The 18661-nt window shown below is 66.8% G+C and carries 19 protein-coding genes and 1 riboswitch; of the genes, 8 read left to right on the top strand and 11 right to left on the bottom strand.

Annotated elements, in window-relative coordinates; translation table 11 throughout:
• Positions 1–34 precede the first annotated feature (34 nt).
• Complete coding sequence (locus tag AB0876_RS17415) at positions 35–1795, top strand: BamB-related PQQ repeat family beta-propellar protein (protein ID WP_526042482.1); 1761 nt, start codon at positions 35–37, stop codon at positions 1793–1795.
• Here the strand turns inward: AB0876_RS17415 and AB0876_RS17410 are convergent.
• Positions 1792–2676 (bottom strand): diphosphate--fructose-6-phosphate 1-phosphotransferase, encoded by an 885-nt coding sequence (locus tag AB0876_RS17410; RefSeq protein ID WP_491839288.1) that lies wholly within the window; start codon positions 2674–2676, stop codon positions 1792–1794. The two genes, AB0876_RS17415 and AB0876_RS17410, sit on opposite strands and share 4 nt — an antisense overlap.
• Positions 2677–2699: 23 nt before the next feature.
• Positions 2700–3923, bottom strand: a complete 1224-nt coding sequence (locus AB0876_RS17405) for an NADH:flavin oxidoreductase (protein WP_526042481.1) — start codon at positions 3921–3923, stop codon at positions 2700–2702.
• A gap of 37 nt (positions 3924–3960) precedes the next feature.
• Between AB0876_RS17405 and AB0876_RS17400 the strand changes: the two genes are divergently transcribed.
• Together AB0876_RS17400 and AB0876_RS17395 are read left to right on the top strand one after the other, a co-directional pair.
• Positions 3961–4812: a bifunctional methylenetetrahydrofolate dehydrogenase/methenyltetrahydrofolate cyclohydrolase gene (locus AB0876_RS17400; RefSeq protein ID WP_064880194.1), complete on the top strand. Its 852-nt coding sequence runs from the start codon at positions 3961–3963 to the stop codon at positions 4810–4812.
• Positions 4809–5102 (top strand): DUF3017 domain-containing protein, encoded by a 294-nt coding sequence (locus AB0876_RS17395; protein WP_055109665.1) that lies wholly within the window; start codon positions 4809–4811, stop codon positions 5100–5102. Before AB0876_RS17400 ends, AB0876_RS17395 begins: the two co-directional genes overlap by 4 nt.
• On the opposite strand, the gene erm is transcribed toward AB0876_RS17395, so the two are convergent.
• From erm to AB0876_RS17380, 3 genes are all read right to left on the bottom strand, one after another.
• The gene (gene erm, locus AB0876_RS17390) at positions 5099–5839 is read right to left on the bottom strand and encodes a 23S ribosomal RNA methyltransferase Erm (protein ID WP_526042480.1); all 741 of its coding nucleotides are present in this window, start codon (positions 5837–5839) and stop codon (positions 5099–5101) included. The two genes, AB0876_RS17395 and erm, sit on opposite strands and share 4 nt — an antisense overlap.
• A 136-nt stretch (positions 5840–5975) precedes the next feature.
• Complete coding sequence (locus AB0876_RS17385) at positions 5976–6599, bottom strand: ATPase (RefSeq protein ID WP_526042479.1); 624 nt, start codon at positions 6597–6599, stop codon at positions 5976–5978.
• Between the two features lie 9 nt (positions 6600–6608).
• Positions 6609–6953 carry a type II toxin-antitoxin system Phd/YefM family antitoxin gene (locus AB0876_RS17380; protein ID WP_491838073.1) on the bottom strand — a complete coding sequence of 115 codons (345 nt, stop codon included), beginning with the start codon at positions 6951–6953 and terminating at the stop codon, positions 6609–6611.
• A gap of 104 nt (positions 6954–7057) precedes the next feature.
• Here AB0876_RS17380 and AB0876_RS17375 point away from each other — a divergent pair, with 104 nt between their 5' ends.
• Complete coding sequence (locus AB0876_RS17375; RefSeq protein ID WP_526042478.1) at positions 7058–7681, top strand: TetR/AcrR family transcriptional regulator; 624 nt, start codon at positions 7058–7060, stop codon at positions 7679–7681.
• A complete protein-coding gene (locus AB0876_RS17370) occupies positions 7678–9225 on the top strand; it encodes an FAD-dependent oxidoreductase (protein WP_526042477.1) in 1548 nt (515 codons plus the stop codon). Before AB0876_RS17375 ends, AB0876_RS17370 begins: the two co-directional genes overlap by 4 nt.
• On the opposite strand, the gene AB0876_RS17365 is transcribed toward AB0876_RS17370, so the two are convergent.
• Positions 9215–9634 (bottom strand): nuclear transport factor 2 family protein, encoded by a 420-nt coding sequence (locus AB0876_RS17365; protein ID WP_526042476.1) that lies wholly within the window; start codon positions 9632–9634, stop codon positions 9215–9217. The two genes, AB0876_RS17370 and AB0876_RS17365, sit on opposite strands and share 11 nt — an antisense overlap.
• Positions 9635–9686: 52 nt before the next feature.
• Here AB0876_RS17365 and AB0876_RS17360 point away from each other — a divergent pair, with 52 nt between their 5' ends.
• On the top strand, positions 9687–10220 hold the full coding sequence (locus AB0876_RS17360) for a winged helix-turn-helix transcriptional regulator (RefSeq protein WP_526042475.1): 534 nt from the start codon (positions 9687–9689) through the stop codon (positions 10218–10220).
• An 11-nt stretch (positions 10221–10231) separates the two neighbouring features.
• Here AB0876_RS17360 and AB0876_RS17355 read toward each other — a convergent pair whose 3' ends face one another.
• From AB0876_RS17355 to AB0876_RS17345, 3 genes are read right to left on the bottom strand one after another with little or no spacing between them, the layout of a single operon-like run.
• Positions 10232–10957, bottom strand: a complete 726-nt coding sequence (locus AB0876_RS17355) for a class I SAM-dependent methyltransferase (RefSeq protein WP_526042474.1) — start codon at positions 10955–10957, stop codon at positions 10232–10234.
• Positions 10954–12084: a homoserine O-acetyltransferase MetX gene (gene metX, locus AB0876_RS17350; RefSeq protein WP_526042473.1), complete on the bottom strand. Its 1131-nt coding sequence runs from the start codon at positions 12082–12084 to the stop codon at positions 10954–10956. The genes AB0876_RS17355 and metX overlap by 4 nt, the downstream gene beginning before the upstream one ends.
• 20 nt (positions 12085–12104) lie before the next feature.
• On the bottom strand, positions 12105–13427 hold the full coding sequence (locus tag AB0876_RS17345; protein WP_526042472.1) for a bifunctional o-acetylhomoserine/o-acetylserine sulfhydrylase: 1323 nt from the start codon (positions 13425–13427) through the stop codon (positions 12105–12107).
• 171 nt (positions 13428–13598) lie between these two features.
• Positions 13599–13718: riboswitch (SAM riboswitch) on the bottom strand.
• Positions 13719–13996: 278 nt separating this feature from the next.
• On the opposite strand from AB0876_RS17345, the gene AB0876_RS17340 reads away from it, so the two are divergent.
• Entirely contained in the window at positions 13997–16237 is a 2241-nt protein-coding gene (locus AB0876_RS17340) for an NADP-dependent isocitrate dehydrogenase (RefSeq protein ID WP_526042471.1), read from the top strand.
• Positions 16238–16313: 76 nt separating this feature from the next.
• On the opposite strand, the gene ephH is transcribed toward AB0876_RS17340, so the two are convergent.
• Positions 16314–17141, bottom strand: a complete 828-nt coding sequence (gene ephH / locus AB0876_RS17335; RefSeq protein WP_526042470.1) for an epoxide hydrolase EphH — start codon at positions 17139–17141, stop codon at positions 16314–16316.
• Positions 17142–17230: 89 nt separating this feature from the next.
• Here ephH and AB0876_RS17330 point away from each other — a divergent pair, with 89 nt between their 5' ends.
• Entirely contained in the window at positions 17231–18022 is a 792-nt protein-coding gene (locus AB0876_RS17330) for an exodeoxyribonuclease III (protein WP_526042765.1), read from the top strand.
• On the opposite strand, the gene AB0876_RS17325 is transcribed toward AB0876_RS17330, so the two are convergent.
• Complete coding sequence (locus tag AB0876_RS17325; protein WP_526042469.1) at positions 18013–18630, bottom strand: TIGR03086 family metal-binding protein; 618 nt, start codon at positions 18628–18630, stop codon at positions 18013–18015. The genes AB0876_RS17330 and AB0876_RS17325 overlap by 10 nt on opposite strands.
• Positions 18631–18661: the final 31 nt, after the last annotated feature.

Raw genomic sequence — 18661 nt, 5'->3', positions numbered from 1 at the left:
TGCGGCGGTGTGGCGGCGTGTGACGATGGCACGCATGGGTTCTGAAGGGGCGCAGAAGGCGGCCGGGCGGGTACTCGGTGCGCTGCGGCAGGTGGGCACCGTGCTGGCCGGTGCGGCAGCGGTGTGGTTGGTGTGGGCCTTGGCGCTGAGCGCCTGGGCGCGGCTGGTTGCGCCGCGCAGTGCAGGTGAGAGCGCCTGGTACGTGTCCGGCATGCACCGCTGGGGCGACGCGTTGCCGAATCGGATGGCGCTGGTGGTGACCGTGATCGCGGTGGTGTTGATCGCGGCGATGGCCTACAGCGTCTGGCGCGGACGCACCGACCGTGATCTGGCGGCCACCCCGGCGGGTGCCGCGGGTGTGGCGGCGATACTGGTCATCGCCTACATCAGCCAGGGCATCCCGGCGTTCTACCACCGGGTGATGGACAGCGCCCCGGTCACCACGGCGTTGCCTCTCGGCGCGGCGTCGTGGTGGTTGTGCCTGGCCGGCGCGGCGGCGACGTTCCTGGCCGCGCGGGCCTTCCCGCGGTTGGAACGGGGCTCGGTGAAGTTGCTGGCGGTCGGTGCAGCGATCGCCGTCGTGGTTGCCGCGGTGGTGACCGCGGGCGCCTTCCGCGCCGGTGACGACGGGCGATTCGTCGACTCGTCGACGGCAGCAGCTACCGATGCGCCCGCGATTCCCACTGCGTTGGGGAAGCGGACGTTCACCGTGACGGTGCCTGACGCGTTCGCCGACAAAGACGTGTCGGTATACGACATCGATTCGGCCGGAGCCGGTTTCGCCGTGTATCAGCACGGCCGCATCACGGGTTACGGTTCCGACGGCAAGGAGCGCTGGCACTACGCGCGTACCGGGCCGGCGGAGATAGCCGTCAGCGGAATGCGGGTGGTCGACAACGGCGCCACGGTGGTGGCGTTCATCGATGGTGGCCTGGTCGGTCTGGATGCAGTCACCGGTGCGCAGCTTTGGGCCAGCGGCGATGAAGCCCTGGGCGCGGCGGTCCGTGGGCGTTATCGCGCCGCGACCGGTCCGTTCATCGTCGGGTGGAACGACGAGCGCATCTGGTCCCGGTACGACAGCCGGACCGGCCGCGTGTTGTGGAGCGTGCCCGCTCCCCATCTCGGTTGCGCCATCACCGAACCCATCGTGACGGCCTCCGGCGTGGTGTCGACCGTCCAATGTGAGGACGGCAAGGTCTGGTTGAGCGTGCTCGATCCCGAAACCGGACAAATCGGTTGGGACACAGTGCTGACGGAGCAAAAGGTCGACCCGAAGGCGCCGATCGATCAGCGCTACCTCCAGATCGCGGCCCGCCCGGCCAATGGCATTGGAGTCTTCGTTTCCATGCTGGGATCCGGAACACCCGCGGATGTCAGGTATGCCGATATCGTTCACCGCACCGTCAGCCCGTTGCCGGCGGACGCGCGTCTGGCCGAATCCTATGGCCCCAGTGATGATTTCGTGGTGTGGTATCTCGATGATCGGGCGACTCGGCTGACCCTGTTCGGTGCTGACGGTCGGCAACGGTGCCAGCTCCCCGATGGCGTTGAGCCGGCTCGCTCGACCGTGCCGAGTCGGCGGGTCGATCAACCTGCCTACGTGGCGTTCCCCGGCACCCTGGTCCTCGCCGACCGGGGCGCCGGGGGATCGCTGCGCACCTTCGACGCGAAGACGTGCGCCCAGACCGCAACGGTGCCGGCTCAATCGGTGGAGGGCCTCGTCCCGTCCCCGGGTGCGGTGCTGGTTCTGCGGGCCGAGGGGAAGACGCTGCAGATCGACGGGTACACCGCCTAAGCGGGTGTCTCGGCCAGCGCCGGCACGGCTTCTGCCGGGTAGCGGTCCTGGGCGTCCCAGACGTCCCAGGTCTGCACGGCCCAGAACACCGCGAAAAGCACGATGAGGATGAGTTCGACGGTGATGACGCCGAAATGCCATCCCAGGATCAGCAACACGACGCCGGCCACCACGGTGACGAGCATCAGCGCGGCGATGGTCGCGTAGAACCGGGCCAGGTGCTGTCGCACGGCGGCCCGCGCGTAGCACGCGTGGTAGACCGCGACGAGCGTGATGGCCAGGAACATCGCCACCGCGGCGATGACGTGTGCGTGTTCGGCGAACCAGTCCCACAGCATCAGCGGCGCACCGGCGATGGAGATGACCAACAGCGCTGTCGGGAGCCACTTTTCGACCCGAAGCAGCGCGGTGGCGACGGTCTTCCACAGGGTGGCGGCCTCGGCGCAGGACGGTTCGGACGGCACGGGCGGCACTTGCGGGCGACGCCAGCGACCGAGCGCCAGGTACATCCCGGTGCCGACGGCGACGGCCACGAACAACGCGGCGACATTGTTGGCGACGCCGCCGAACGGGTCGCTGACGGTGGGAAGCCATGGCCGACACAGGTCGTCGCCGGGGCCGGTGGGTACCAACGCGACGATGAACGCCATGAAGCCGGAGTAGTTCAGCAGCGCGTCCTCACCCACCCGGCTGCCCTTGTAGGCGATCAGGCAGATGCCGATCGCGCACAGGGACGCCAGGAACACCGCGTGGGTCCGGGTGTAGAAGAACGCGCTGATGGAGCCCTGCGGGCAGGTGTGTGCCCAGGTCAATGCCAGCGAGGTCAACAGGAACACCACCAGCGCCACCAGGCCGACCCGCACGTAGCGGTAGGTCACCATGGTGTCGCTGACGGCGTCTGTGCTCACCTCACGAGTGTGTCCGGGGCTCCCGTCACCACGCAATGGGTGTGGCTGTAGATCGTCGGCATGCACTCGTTGCAGTGCGTGCAAAGCGATTTGACCGAACCCTTTTCGTTCTCTGCCTTGATCCGGTTGAGCAGGTCCGGCTCGGCGAGCAGTGCGCGGCCCATCGCGACGAAGTCGAAGCCCGCCGCCATCGCCCGGTCCATGGTCTCCCGGTTGGTGATGCCGCCCAGCAGGATGATGGGCATGGTCAGCTCGGCGCGGAACTTCTCGGCGTCGCGCATCAGATACGCCTCGTGGTACGGGTATTCGCGGAAGAACTTGTTGCCGCTCATCCGGATGCCCCAGCTGATCGGCGGTTTGAAGTTCGCCGCGAACTCCTTGACCGGAGCGCCGCCGCGGAACAGGTACATCGGGTTGACCAGCGAGCTGCCTGCGGTGAGCTCGATGGCGTCCAGCCCGCCGTCCTCCTCGAGCCACTTCGCGGTCTGCAGCGACTCGTCCATCGGGATGCCGCCGCGGATGCCGTCGCTCATGTTGAGCTTGGCAATGACGGCGATCTTCCGGTCGCCGTGTTTGTCGACGGCGTCGCGGACCGCGCGCACCACACCGCGGGCCACCTTTGCCCGGTTCTCCAGCGAACCGCCGAACTCGTCGGTGCGCCGGTTGATCAGTGGGGACAGGAACGAGCTGGCCAGATAGTTGTGGCCGAGGTGAACCTCGACCGCGTCGAATCCGGCGTCGATGGCCAGCCGTGCGGCATTGGCGTGCGCTTCGGTGACATCGCGGATGTCGTCGATCGAGGCCTTCTTGGCGAACCGCATCGACAGCGGGTTGAAGAACCGCACCGGCGCCAGTGCCTTGGCCTTGTTGGTGCGTGAGTTGGCGACCGGCCCGGCGTGGCCGATCTGGGCACTGATGGCCGCACCCTCGGCGTGGATGGTCTCGGTGAGTTTGGTGAGTCCGGGCACGGCCTCGGGCCGCATCCAGATCTGCCAGCCGTCGGTGCGGCCGCCGGGGGAGACCGCGCAGTACGCGACGGTGGTCATGCCGACGCCGCCGGCCGCGGGCAGCCGGTGGTAGTTGATCAAATCATCGGTGACCAGCGCATTGGGTGTGGATGCTTCGAAGGTGGCGGCCTTGATGATGCGGTTGCGCAGCGTCACCGGGCCGAGCTTGGCCTCACTGAATACGTCAGTGAACACATTGGGCTGGGTGTTCATATGCTGAGCCTGCCACGCGGCTGACACAATGGCACCCGTGGGTTCCATTGTGTTGGACGGTAAGGCCACGCGCGACGAGATCTTCGTTGATCTCAAGCAGCGCGTCGCGAAATTGACCGAAGCGGGCCGGACGCCCGGGCTCGGGACCGTGTTGGTCGGTGACGACCCCGGTTCGCAGGCTTACGTGCGCGGCAAGCATGCCGACTGCGCCAAGGTGGGGATCAACTCGATCCGCCGCGACCTGCCTGCCGACATCACCCAGGCGCAGCTCGACGAGACCATCGACGAGCTCAACGCCAACCCGGAGTGCACGGGCTACATCGTGCAGCTGCCGTTGCCGAAGCATCTGGACGAGAACGCCGCGTTGGAGCGCATCGATCCGGCCAAGGACGCCGACGGTCTGCATCCGACCAACCTGGGCCGGCTCGTGCTGGGCAAGGAAGCGGCTCTTCCCTGCACGCCGCGCGGCATCGTGCACCTGCTGCGGCGGTTCGACGTGCCGATCGCGGGGGCGCATGTCGTGGTGATCGGGCGCGGGGTGACAGTCGGCCGGCCGATGGGCCTGTTGCTCACCCGGCGCTCGGAGAACGCCACGGTCACGCTGTGCCACACGGGTACCCGCGATCTGCCTGCTCTGACGCGGCAGGCTGACATCATCATCGCCGCGGTCGGGGTGCCGCACATGGTGACCGCCGACATGGTCAAGCCCGGTGCAGCCGTCGTCGACGTCGGTGTGAGCCGGGTGGACGGCAAGCTCACCGGTGACGTCGCGCCTGACGTCTGGGACGTCGCCGGGCACGTGTCACCCAACCCGGGCGGGGTGGGGCCCCTGACGCGGGCGTTCCTGCTGACCAACGTCGTCGAGGCCGAAGAGTCGAAACTGGCGTGACAGTGAACGAGTTCGTCCGCAAGGTGTTCGCTGGCCAGTGGCCGATCCTGGTGGTCGGGCTGATCTTCATCGCGGCCTTCGCCTTGGTGGTGGCGGGCTATTGGCGCCGCGGCGCGCTGGTGATCGGGATCGGCGTGGGCGCGGCGGCAGCGCTGCGGCTGGCCCTGACCGATGACCGGGCCGGGCTCCTGGTGGTGCGTTCGCGGACCATCGACTTCACGACCACCGCCACGGTGAGCGCCATTGTGCTCTACATCGCGTGGACCATCGACCCGCTCGGCACCAGCTAGCTGACCGCTGCGAACAACGCCGCCCATTGCGGTGCGGACAGATCTCGTGGAAGTGCCGACGGGTGAATTCCATTGGCCTGCAACCACCGCCGGTCTACACGCTGTCGCAGAATTTGCGCCAGGCCGCGACCCCGTCCGGTGAACACCTCGTGTGCCAGTGCCTGATACCGGCGACGGTCGGCCGGTGGGACCAGGGGTTCACCGCGGCGTCTGATGGTCAGCAGGCCGGCATCCACTCCGGGCCTTGGACGGAACGCGTCCGCGGACACCTTTCGTGCCAAACCGAATTCGAACCATGGCCACCACTGCGCGGTCATCATGGTGGCGCCGCCCACGGCGGCCCGTCGCCGGGCCACCTCCCACTGCATCAGCAGTACGGCATCGGTCCATCCCGGGCCGTGCAGCAGGCGCCGGAGGATGGCAGTGGTGAGATGAAACGGAAGATTGCCCACCACGACATGAGGTACCGATGGCAGTCGGTACCGCAGGAAGTCGATTTCGACCACCTCGGCAGTGGTTCGGGCCGCCAGTCGGCCGGCTCGCCGAGGGTCGATCTCGATGGCGGTCAGCTGTCGGTTCAGCCGTTGCAGCGGCAGGGTCAGTGCCCCGTCTCCGGCGCCGATCTCGACAATGGGACCTGTTGTGTGCGAGACGATTTTGACGATATCGGCGACCACTCGTCGGTCGCACAGGAAATTCTGGCCGTATACGTGCCGGCCGTGATGAGGTGAAGACACGGACACTCCGCGATCGCAGGGGCAAGACGCTGCTGCGGCGGATGTTTAGAGGAAGTGCAGATCCGCCGCTAGGTGATGCGCAAGCGGATGTAGGTCACCGACATGGCCAACACGGTAGGTGAGCCGGCCCAGGTGCTCAACCCAATTTCAGTGCGGCCGCCACGATCGGCTTGGCCCAGCCCGGCGTGTTCGACAGATCGGCTGGACCGACGACCTCACCGCGGGCCACATGCAGTACCAGAACCGGCAGCGGGGCGTGCTCACCGGCCGGATCGGCGTCGGCGGAGTTGTCGTAGACGCGTAGTTCGGTGACCGCTGGGAGCAACTGCACGAGGTTCTGCCTGCTGTGTCGCCACCGGCGCCGGATCGAGGATTCCGGGATGTCATGACCGCCGGTGCCCACCCGGTGTCGTACCCGCTCGATGTGCAGCTCGGGGGAGGCCAGCCCGACGTACCAGATCCGCACCTCGAATCCTTCCGCGGTGGCTTCGGTCAACAGGCGGGGAATGGTGCTGCCGGCGAGGGTGGATTCGATGGCCAGGTCGAGCTTTTCGGCGATGGCGCGTTCCAGTAGCCGCTTGCCCTGATGCCAGGCCAGGCTGTTGGCACGGGTCTGGTCGAGCTCGGAATTGGCGGCCCTCAGCTGGCGAGCGGCTTCGTCGGGGTTGAAGTAGTCGCCTCCGAAAGAGCGGATGGTGGCACCGCCGATGCTGCTCTTGCCGGCGCCGTTGACCCCGGCAAGGACGTAGATGCAAGGCACCTGACGGGCTCAGCCTCGTTGTGCCGATTGCGCCGCGGCGCCCAGCTGCTCGGGTGTGGCGTCGAAGGCAGCGCCCACGGCTGCCTTGGATTCCGGCGTCTGCATGCGTTCCAGCAGGGTGTCGAACTCCTCGGTCAGCTCGTCGAGGGCCGGGGCGTTGGCGCGGGTGAGCGCCTCGAACTCGGCGTAGGAGACGAGCACCGCCTTGGGGGCATTGTGTTTGGTGATCGTGACGGCGCCGCCGAGGGCGGCCTGTTCGACGATCGCGGCGAACTCGTTCTTGAACCGGGTGGCCGCGACGGAGGGCACATCGACGAGCTCGCCGGCGCGGTTGCGGAAAGTCAGCGTAGCCATATGGCCATTTTAGCCATTTTGGCTATTTCAGCCACCGGCAATTCTCAGGAAATGCCCAGTAGGCAATATTGCCCAGTGGGCACTAATTGTTCTACAGTGGTGGCATGGAACCGGGACTGCGGGAACGCAAGAAGCTCGACACCCGACGGGCGCTGAGCGATGCGGCGTTGACGTTGGCTTTCGAGCGCGGGCTGGAGAACGTCACCCGCGAAGACATCGCCAATCTCGCCGGGGTCTCGGTGCGCACCTTCACCAACTACTTCGCCGGCAAGTACGACGCGCTGGCGTACCGGCAGCAGGAACGCTTGCGTCGCAGCATCGACCTGCTGAGATCCCGGCCGGCCGACGAACCACTGTGGACCGCCATCACCGAGTCCGTGATTAATCCGGTGGACGCCGATATGTCCGACGTCTACGGTGCGGAGAGCGTGCTGCCGACCCGCCGGCAGCTGGCCGAGGTCCGAAAACTGCTGATGATCCCAGAGATACGCGATGCGACCTTCCGGGGGATGTCCGACGAGTGGGTGACGGCGATCGCCGAACGGACCGGCACCGACCCGGAACGTGACATGTATCCGCGGCTGGTGGCTGCCGTCGTGCGTGCGGTCGGCGATGTCGCGATGGACGAGTACGGGAACGCCGATCCGCCAGTGTCTTTCACGTCACTGCTGCGCAAAGGGTTCGCAGCGGTGGCTGCGGGTCTACCTGAACCGGGAAGGAACTCATGAACGAGAACAAGGTGGACGTCGTCATCTCCGGCGCCGGGCCCAACGGTCTGCTGGTGGCCGGTGAGTTGGCCCTGGCCGGGGTGCGGCCGGTGGTGTTGGAGCAGTTGCCTGAGCCCAGCGAGGAGCTCAAGGCCAACGGCATTGTCGGGCAGGCCAACCGCGTGCTCGATCTGCGGGGTCTGTACCGGACGCTCAGTGGTTCGGACGCGGCCCCGGAGCCGATGGGGGGCTACATCTTCGCGGGCATGCAGGTGCCGTTCGTCGATGTGGTCGACAACCCGATGTACGGCATGCTGATTCAACAGCCCAAGGTCGTGCGCCAACTGGTCGACTGGGTGCAGGGCCTTGGGGTCGAGATCCGGTGGGGGCATGAGTTCGTCGATCTCCGGCAGGAATCCGATGGCATCACCGTTGAGGTCGCCGCGCCCGCGGGTAACTACCGGCTGGCGACCACCTATCTCGTCGGCGCCGACGGGGGCCGCAGTCCGGTCAGGAAGAAGGCAGGCATCGAATTCCCCGGGCTGACCACCGAGATGGTCGCGAGGGTGGCCCACATCAGCCTGCCGGATGAGTTGCGCGCGGGCTACGGCCAACTGAACATCCCTGGTATCGGACGAATCCCCTTCGGACACAATCGCTTCGACGATGGTGTGCTGATCTATGCCGAGTTCCAGGAGGGCCGGTCGATGCTGGGGACCATCGAGTACGGCTCCGTCCTGCCCGAGGACGCACCGGAGCTGACGATCGACGAGTTGCGCGCGAGCGTGAGGCGAGTGGTCGGTGCCGAGCTGCCGATCGAACCGCCGGACGGACCGGGGCCGCATGCTCTGCGCCGGATCAACGGCCAGAACACCCGTCAGGCCGAGCAGTACCGCGCGGGCAACGTCTTCCTGGTGGGAGACGCCGCCCACGTGCATTCGGCCATGGGCGGCCCGGGCCTGAACCTGGGACTGCAGGACGCGATGAACCTCGGCTGGAAACTGGCTGCCACAGTGCAGGGCTGGGCGCCTGACGGCCTGCTGGACAGCTATCACAGTGAGCGCTGGCCGGCCGGGCAGCGGGTGATGATGCACTCGATGGCCCAGGCCGCGCTGATGGCCTCCGGGCCCGAAGTCACCGCACTGCGACAGCTTTTCGGCGAGCTCCTGGCCACGCCGGACGGTGCGGCGCACATCGCCGGAGTCCTGGCCGGGTCGGATGTCCGTTACGACGTCGACGACGAGCACCGGCTGTCCGGATACTTCGTGCCTGATTTCGTCCTGGACGACGGTCGCCGGGTTGCCGAGTTGCTGCAGTCGGGGAGGCCGATGTTGCTTGACCTGTCCGGCGGCGCCTGCGCCGACGGGGTCGAGGGCTGGCGCGACCGGCTGGACGTGACGGTGGCGACCGCAGAAGGCGCGCCCGCCGCGTTCCTGCTGATCCGGCCTGACGGCTATGTCGCCTGGGCGGCAGACGATTTCGAAGAGCGCGACCAGGACCGACTACGTGGCGCGCTGCAGCGTTGGGTCGGACCGGAGGCGGAACTGGACGCGCTCAGCGCCTGAGGGCAAGGCGCAGGACGGCGGGGTGGCGGGCGATTTTCGGTCCGAGCAGGAGTGCGAAGACCGTGGTCGCGAGCCACGGCCGCAGGTGCGGGCGCAGCCGCCGAATCTGGCCGGTGTCGTCGAGTTCGAGCACCAGTGCGTCGGTGATGGTGACGCCTGCGACCCGGCCTTCGCTGACGGCCACGCGAATCTGTCCCTCGCCGATCGGTTCCTGCCACGACAGTTGCCGCAGGCCGCCGTACACCGCGGTGAGCAGCGAGCGGAGATCGTCGTGTCCGCGGAACACCATCCGGCCGGACAACGGCGAGATGAGTTCCGCGTCTGGGGCCAGCGTGGCCATCGCTCGGTCGATGTCGTTGGTGCGGGTGGCCTCGCAGAACGCGCTGACCGAGTCTGTCGTCGTTGTCATCGCCCCATCCTTCAGTCACTTGCGAATTGCAACCCACCCTAAACTCTGTTCATTGCAATTCGCAATGGACTACGGTTCGGGTGTGCCCAAACAGTCCTTCGGCGATATCGCGTGCTCGATTGCGCGCGCGGTCGACGTGGTCGGGCAACGCTGGACCCCGTTGGTCCTGCGTGACCTGTTCGCGGGGCTGACGCGGTTCGAGGACATCCGCCGCGACCTAGGTATCGCGTCGAACATCCTGGCCGCGCGTCTCGACGAACTCGAAGGGCACGGAGTCGTGGAACGGCGGCAGTATCAGAGCGCGCCACCGCGGTACGAGTACCTGCTCACCGACAAAGGTCGTGATCTCTACCCGGTGATCGCAACGCTGCTGGCGTGGGGGGACAAGTGGCAGGCCGGGTCGGATGGGCCGCCGGCCCTACTTGTTCACGACGAATGTGGTTGTGTCACAACAGCGAAGACGGTATGCGCCCAGTGTGGCGGCGAACTCGGCGCAGACACCACCACCGCCACGGTCGGTCCGGGTGCGCGGCCGGGCCCGGGTACCGCCGTCATCGGCGAGTTCATCATGGGCCGCGACGCCTAGTTCGGTTGTCCTCAGGCAAGTGTGGCCCGGATGCCGATCGTGACGTAGGGCAGTGCCAGGCCCGATGAATGGGCCAGCGCCGGGTGGGTGGACAGCAGTTCGCGGACCTGCTCCAGCGTCTGGGTGCGCACCCGCTCCGGTGAGGTGATGCAGTAGCTGCGCGACGCCACCAGATCGATGAGTGCCTGGGGCGTCAGGTAACTCGTCCACTCCACCTGGTGACGTTCGATCTCGCCGAACGGTTCACCCAGTGCCACCTCGCTGTTGGGATCATGTTCGGGTCCGATGATCCGTCCCAGATCCTTGACCCAGCCTGACCGCTCGTCGCGGGTGTTCCACACCAGCCCCAGCCGACCGCCCGGGCGCAGCACCCGGCTGACTTCCTTGACTGCCCGTTCCGGGTCGAACCAGTGCCACGCCTGGGCCACCAGCACCGCGTCGACGCTGTTGTCGGCCAGTGGAATCTCCTCGGCCGTACCGAGCAGTGCCGGGGTGTCCGGCAACGAGTTCGTCAGCAGCTCAAGCATTTCCGGAATGGGGTCGACGGCGATGACATCCAGTCCGCGCTCGACGAGCCGGGTGGTCAGCTTGCCGGTACCTGCGCCCAGATCCAGCACGTCGTGGGCACCCTCGGGCAGCAGCCAGTCGATCGCCTCCGGCGGATACGACGGCCGGCCGCGTTCGTAGGCTGCGGCCTCAGAGCCGAAGGACAGGGAACGCGCCTTGGGTGAGCTCACCGCTGTGCCAGCTCCAGCGTGCGGCGGATCAATTTGCCCACCACCTCCGTCTCGACCAGGAAGCCGTCGTGGCCGAACGCCGAGTCGACCACGTCGAGGCCGTTGCAACCCGGCAGCAACTCGGCCAGTTCCTGTTGCAGCCGGATGGGGTAGAGCCGGTCGGAGGTGATCCCGCCGACGATGACGGGCACCGGACAACTGTGCAGTGCGCTGGCGACTCCGTCGCGGCCGCGGCCCACATCGTGGGTGGACAGCGCATCCGAGAGGGTCACATAGGTGCCAGGATCGAATCGGCGGGCCAGCTTGCCGCCCTGGTACTCGAGGTAGCTCTGCACCCCGTAACGTCCCCCGTCGGTCGGGTCCTCGTCGCCCTGGGCGTCGTTGCCGAAGCGGTCGTCGAGTTCCTCTTCACCGCGATAGGTCAGGTGCGCGAAGCGCCGGGCGATCTCCATGCCGGCCGATGGTGACCGGCCGGTGCCGTAGTAGTCACCGCCCTGCCAGTCCGGATCGGCCTTGATCGCGGCCACCTGGGTGCTCTGGGTGCCGATCTGATCGGCGGTCGCGCGGGCCCCGACGGCCAGTACCAGGCCGGCCCGAACCTCGTCGGGATGCCCGACGAGCCATTCCAGCGCTCGGGCCCCGCCCATCGACCCGCCGACGACCGCGGCCACCTCGGTGATGCCGAGGGCGGCCAGTGCAGCCCGGTCGGCCTCGACCTGGTCGCGGATCGTGATCTGGGGAAACCGTGAGCCCCATGGCTTTCCGTCGGGGGCAAGGGAACCCGGTCCGGTCGAGCCCTGGCAGCCGCCGAGCACGTTGGTCGAGATTGCGCACCACTGGTCGGTATCGATCGGGGCACCCGGTCCGGCCACCCCGTCCCACCAACCCGCGGTCGGATGGCCTTCGCCGGCTGGTCCGGTGACATGGGAGTCGCCGGTCAGCGCGTGCAGCACCATCACCACGTTGTCGCGTGCGGGGGACAGCTCACCCCAGCGCTGCACGGCGATCGACACGTCGGGCAGGACGGTGCCGCTTTCCAGCGTCAGGGCACCGATGTGCACCACGCTGATCTCGCCTTCGGCAGGCAACGGGACGGTGGACACGGCGGGTTCTTCGGTGATCGTCATGCCGGTCTTCTCTCGCCGTCCTACACCGTCGCCGCAGTCTGCGCGACGCCGCTGAACGGACGGGCGGCGGCGAATCCCTGCTCCAGGTCGGCCAGGATGTCGTCGATGCCCTCGATACCGACGGCCAGCCGCACCAGCCCGGGGGTCACGCCGGTGGACAGCTGCTCCTCGGGGGAGAGCTGTGCGTGTGTGGTCGAGGCGGGGTGGATCACCAGCGAGCGCACATCACCGATGTTGGCGACGTGGCTGTGCAACGTGAGGGCGTTGACGAACGCCTTGCCCGCTTCCACGCCGCCCGCCAGCTCGAATGCCAGCACCGCGCCGGTGCCCTTGGGCGCCAGCTTCTGACCCTGCTCATACCAGGGCGAGGTGGGGAGTCCGGCGTAATTCACCGAGGTGACGCCGGAGTGCCCGGCCAGGTACTCGGCGACCTTCTGCGCATTGGCCACGTGGCGTTCAACACGCAGCGACAGCGTTTCCAATCCCTGCGCGATCAAAAAGGCGTTGAAAGGTGACAGGGCGCTGCCCAGATCGCGTAGCAGCTGCACCCTCGCCTTGAGGGCGTAGGCCGGAGCGCCGAGCTCGGCGAAGATCACGCCGTGGTAGCTGGGGTCCGGCTCGGTGAACCCCGGAAAGCGTCCGTTGGTCCAGTCGAAGTTGCCGCTGTCGACGATCACGCCGGCAATCGCCGAACCGTGTCCGCCCAGGTACTTGGTGGCCGAGTGCACCACGATGTCGGCGCCGAGTGCGATGGGCTGGATCAGGTAGGGCGTGGCGATCGTGTTGTCGACGATCAGCGGGACACCGTTCTCGTGTGCCACGGCGGATACGCCGGGGATGTCGAGCACATCGATCTGGGGGTTGGAGATGGTCTCGGCGAAGAAGGCCTTGGTGTTCGGCCGGACGGCCGCGCGCCATGAGTCGGGAGCATCAGGGTCTTTGACGAAGCTGACCTCGATGCCGAGCTTGGGCAGCGTGTAGTGGAACAGGTTGTACGTACCGCCGTACAGGCGGGGGCTCGACACGATGTGGTCACCGGTGCCGGCCAGGTTGAGGATGGCGAATGTTGCGGCGGCCTGGCCCGAGGACAGCAGCAGGGCGGCGACGCCGCCTTCGAGCGCCGCGATGCGCTGCTCGACCACGTCGGTCGTGGGATTCATGATCCGGGTGTAGATGTTGCCCGGCTCGGCCAGTCCGAACAGGGCGGCGGCGTGGTCGGTGTCGCGGAACGTGTACGACGTGGTCTGGTAGATCGGCAGGGCCCGGGCGTTGGTGGCGCTGTCCGGCGTCTGCCCCGCATGGATCTGCTTGGTCTCGAATGACCAGTTCTCGGCGGTTGTCATGGCTTGGTGTCTCCTCCGGTGAGGGGATGAGGAAGGTAGGGGTGTGGTCGGCTACTGGGAGTCGCGCCTGTCGTCGGCGACGACAGGCAGCAGACACCAACAATTCACGGACACATACATACGGGTGGCCTCCATCAGGTTTCCCTGTCTGTCTGGGGGCCCGTACCTTCGGACCCGCGCTTGCCTTGCAGCTGCTCACAGCTGCTCAACCTGGTCATCACCCGGGGCACCCCACCGCGGTTGGAGGGTTGCCGGCCAGCAAGCCGGGGCTTGATGCTGACACTCATGACCGGCCTGCAGCTTATCGCAACGCGCTGAGGCCGTGCCAGTCGGTTGTCCCGGGGTGTTTGCCCGTTCTGTGAAACGGGGGCTGAGACGCGTTCGGTCCGGCCGTCGCATAGAGGTGTTGTACGCCTGGACGTAGGCCAAAGTTACTGGTCAGTAATGAAAGCTGCTCCTTCGCGGCCGACCGCGCCCTTGTAGTCTGGCCCGCGATACAGAGCAGCGAATAACCGCGGGTGAGAACGAGTGATCCTCGTCGAACCCAGACTGACGCCGGGAGAGCAACCATGACTGCCCAGCAGCCGACCATCATCTACACGCTGACCGACGAGGCGCCGCTGCTTGCGACGTACTCCTTCTTACCGATCATCCGCGCTTTTGCCGAGCCCGCCGGCATCGATGTCCAGACCAGTGACATCTCGGTGGCAGCTCGCATCCTGGCCGAGTTCAGCGATTACCTCACCGAGGACCAGCGCGTCCCGGACAACCTCGGCGAGCTGGGCCGTCTCACCCAGCTGCCCGAGACCAACATCATCAAGCTGCCCAACATCAGTGCCTCGGTCCCGCAGCTCGTGGCTGCCGTCAAGGAGCTGCAGGAGAAGGGCTACGCAATCCCGGACTACCCGGGTGATCCGAAGACCGACGAGGAGAAGGCCCTCAAGGACCGCTACTCCAAGATCCTCGGCAGCGCGGTGAACCCCGTTCTGCGCGAGGGCAACTCGGACCGCCGGGCGCCCAAGGCGGTCAAGGAGTACGCGCGCAAGCACCCGCACAGCATGGGCGAGTGGTCGCAGGCCTCCCGCACTCACGTGGCGACCATGAAGACCGGCGACTTTTACCACGGTGAAGAGTCGATGACGCTCGACAAGGCCCGCAACGTCCGCATGGAGCTGGAGACCACCGGGGGCGAGACCATCGTCTTGAAGCCCGAGGTGAAGCTCGACGAGGGCGACGTCATCGACAGCATGTACATGAGCAAGAAAGCGCTGATCGAGTTCTACGAGGAGCAGATCGAGGACGCCTACAAGACGGGCGTGATGTTCTCGCTGCACGTCAAGGCGACCATGATGAAGGTCAGCCACCCGATCGTCTTCGGCCACGCAGTGAAGGTCTTCTACAAGGACGCCTTTGCCAAGCACCAGAAGCTGTTCGACGAGCTCGGCGTCAACGTCAACAACGGTCTGTCGGATCTCTACAGCAAGATCGAGGCGCTGCCGGCCTCGCAGCGCGAAGAGATCGTCGAGGATCTGCACCGCTGCCACGAGCACCGCCCCGAGCTGGCCATGGTCGATTCGGCCAAGGGCATCTCGAACTTCCACTCGCCGTCCGACGTGATCGTCGACGCGTCGATGCCGGCGATGATCCGGCTCGGAGGCAAGATGTACGGCGCCGACGGCCGTACCAAGGACACCAAGGCGGTCAACCCGGAGTCGACCTTCTCCCGGATGTACCAAGAAGTGATCAACTTCTGTAAGACCCACGGTCAGTTCGATCCGACCACGATGGGCACCGTTCCCAACGTCGGTCTGATGGCGCAGAAGGCCGAGGAGTACGGCAGCCACGACAAGACCTTCGAGATCCCTCAGGCCGGGACCACCAAGATCGTCGACATCGATTCCGGTGAGGTCCTGCTGAGCCAGGAGGTCGAAGAGGGCGACATCTGGCGCATGCCGATCGTCAAGGACGCCCCGATCCGCGACTGGGTCAAGCTGGCCGTCAACCGGGCCCGGCTCTCCGGTATGCCTGCCGTGTTCTGGCTCGACGACGAGCGTCCGCACGAGAACGAGCTGCGCAAGAAGGTCAAGGCCTACCTCAAGGAGGAAGACACCGAGGGGCTGGAGATCACGATCCTGCCGCAGGTGTGGGCCATGCGCTACACCCTGGAGCGTCTGATCCGCGGCCAGGACACCATCTCGGTGACCGGCAACATCCTGCGCGACTACCTGACCGACCTGTTCCCGATCCTGGAGCTGGGCACCAGCGCCAAGATGCTCTCGATCGTGCCGCTGATGGCCGGTGGCGGGCTGTACGAGACCGGTGCCGGTGGTTCGGCGCCCAAGCACGTGCACCAGCTGGTGGAGGAGAACCACCTGCGCTGGGATTCGCTCGGCGAGTTCCTCGCGCTGGGTGCCAGCCTCGAGGACCTGGGCAACAAGCTGGACAACGAGAAGGCCAAGGTGCTGGCGCACGCGCTCGACACCGCGACCGGAGAGTTGTTGGACGAGAACAAGTCTCCGTCGCGCAAGACCGGAGAGCTCGACAACCGCGGCAGCCAGTTCTACCTCGCGCTCTACTGGGCGCAGGCACTGGCCGAGCAGACCGAGGACAAGGAGCTGGCCGAGCACTTCGCGCCGCTGGCCAAGTCGCTCGGCGAGCACGAGCAGGCCATCGTCGCCGAACTCAACGCGGCGCAGGGCAAGCCGGCCGACATCGGCGGCTACTACTACCCGGACGCCGAGAAGACCGCCGCGGTGATGCGTCCGAGCAAGACGCTCAACGACGCGCTGGCCGCTTTCGAGAAGGCCTAGCTAGCAGGTCGGGCTCGGCGCGGCAGCATCCGCGCCGAGCCTGTGCTCAGCTCTCCGAGCCTACGCGCATGGTCGACTACCCCGTCGCGCGCGTTTGGTCCATGTGCCGGTCGACGAATTCGGTGATCAGCCGGGTGATGGTGTCGGGTGCCTCGAACATCGGGACGTGTCCCACACCCTTCAGCGTGGTGACCACCGCGTCGGGTGCCAGGCTCTTGGTGAAGTGCCGGGTGAATCGCGGCGCGGGCAGCACCCGGTCCTTCTCGCAGATCACGAGTTGGGTCGGGGTTCGCGAGTTCTTGATCTCCATCAGTCCCGCGGTGGTCAGTGCCTTGACCATGAGCTTGAAGTAGGCCGGGCAGTGTGCCAGATCGTCGATCAGATCGCGACGGTCGCTGTCGTTGAGCACCTCGGGGGTCGCGCTCACGGCCAGATATGAGATCTGCTTCGTCATCGGGAGTTTGAGCAGCTGCTGACGCAACACCGCAGTGGACAGTACGACCGGCAGGGCCGCCAGGAACTTGGCGATGATCTCGTACTTCGCCAGCGTGTGCATCGACCAGCCACCCGCGGGGGCGATGCCGGTCAGCGTGCGGGCCCGGCCGCGGCGTTCCAGCTCGAAGGCCACCCAGCCGCCGAGTGAGTTTCCGACGATGTGCGCGGTGCACCAGCCCAGTTCGTCGAGGCGGCGTTCGACGTCGTCGGCCAGTGTCGCGACGTCGAGGAGCAGCGGCGCGTGTGCGCCGCCATGGTGGCCGGCCATGGTGGGGGCGAACACCTCGTAGCGCCCGGTCTGTGCGAGTTGCGGCGCGACGTACTTCCACACGCTCTGCGACAGCAGGAAGGGGTGCAGCAACAGAATTGGTTCGCCCGATCCCAGGTGGATGGGAGCACGTTCAGCCATGTCGCCCGACATTAAGGTGATACCGCCGGTACCGCAAGGGGCTGTCGGTGTGGGTCGGTAGGGTCGGGGCCGTGGCATCTCCGGGACCCCTGACCGTCAGCACCATCAACGTCAACGGCATCCGCGCCGCGGTCAAGCAGCGGTCCACCGACAACCTCGGCCTGCTGCCCTGGCTCAAGGAGACCGACGCCGATGTGGTGTGTCTGCAGGAGACCAGGGCCGACGATGAGCAGCTCAACGATGCCCTGACCCCGGCACTGGCCGACGGGTGGAATCTGGCCTCGGCCGTCCCGCATGTCAAGGGCCGCAACGGCGTTGCGGTGTTGTCCCGGCATCCCATCGAGGCCGCGCGACTGCTGGTGTCCGACGAGTTCGAGGCCCACGGGCGCTACCTCGAGGTGGACACCGCGGGAGTCACGGTCGCCAGCATCTACGTGCCGACCGGCGAGGCCGAGACGGACCGTCAGCTGGAGAAGGAACGGTTCATGGCCACGATCGCGGCCCGGATGGCCGAGCTGCACTCTCGCGACGCGGTGCTGTGCGGCGACTGGAACATCGCCCACACCGAGAACGACATCAAGAACTGGAAGGGCAACGTCAAGAAGGCCGGGTTCCTGCCCAGCGAGCGGGCCTGGCTCACTGAGCTTCTGGGCACCGGCTGGGTGGACGTGGTGCGGGTGCTGCATCCCGATGTGGCCGGGCCCTACAGCTGGTGGTCGTGGCGCGGCAAGGCTTTCGACAACGACGCCGGTTGGCGCATCGACTATCACCTGGCCAGCCCGACCCTGGCGGTCCGGGCAACGTCGGCGCGGGTGGACCGGGCCGAGCTGTACGCGCTGCGGTGGTCGGATCACTCACCGGTGACGGTCAGTTACGGCTGACGCCAGTTAGGCCTGCGGCCGAGATGCAGCAGGACCTTCTCGAATTCCGTTGTGGCCGTGGCATCGACCGCCCGGTCGAACGGTGACGCCGCACTGTCACGCAAGTCTCCGTCGGGAATCCCCATGACCAGCGGAAGCAGGGCAGTGACCGCGTCGTCGGGCAGTTGGTACGGCACACCCATCGAAGCTGCGACATCCCACCCGTGGACGGCGTAGTCGACGAAGTGGAATCCGATCGCCAACGCGCCGGGGAATGTCGCATCCGGTCCGAACTCGGGCAAGGCGAACGTCGCCTCGGTGATTCCGTCGGCCGCGAACGCGTCGAGCACATCGTGGGCGGCAGCAGCATAGGTGCCGACCGGGTCGGCGCGGACGGCGTCGGCCACTGTCGCCACTTGCCATACCGCTTCGTCGGCGCCATGTCCGCGCGCGGCCGCGGCGAACCCGTGGTGCTGCACGGTCATGTGCGCCAGGAGGTCCGCCAGCGTCCACTCCGTGCACGGCGTGGGGCGGTTCAGGTCCGAGGTGCGGACCGCGTCGACGGCTTCGACGGAGCGCAGCACGGCGACGCGATGGAAGGTGCGGAGGTCTGTTTCAATAGTAGGCATGAGCCTACGATAAGCGTGAGCTTACGATATT

Origin of the sequence: Mycobacterium sp. NPDC049093, assembly GCF_040704635.1 — a bacterium.
In the GTDB taxonomy this organism is placed as follows: Bacteria; Actinomycetota; Actinomycetes; order Mycobacteriales; family Mycobacteriaceae; genus Mycobacterium.
This window is presented reverse-complemented; position numbering and strand designations above follow the sequence as displayed.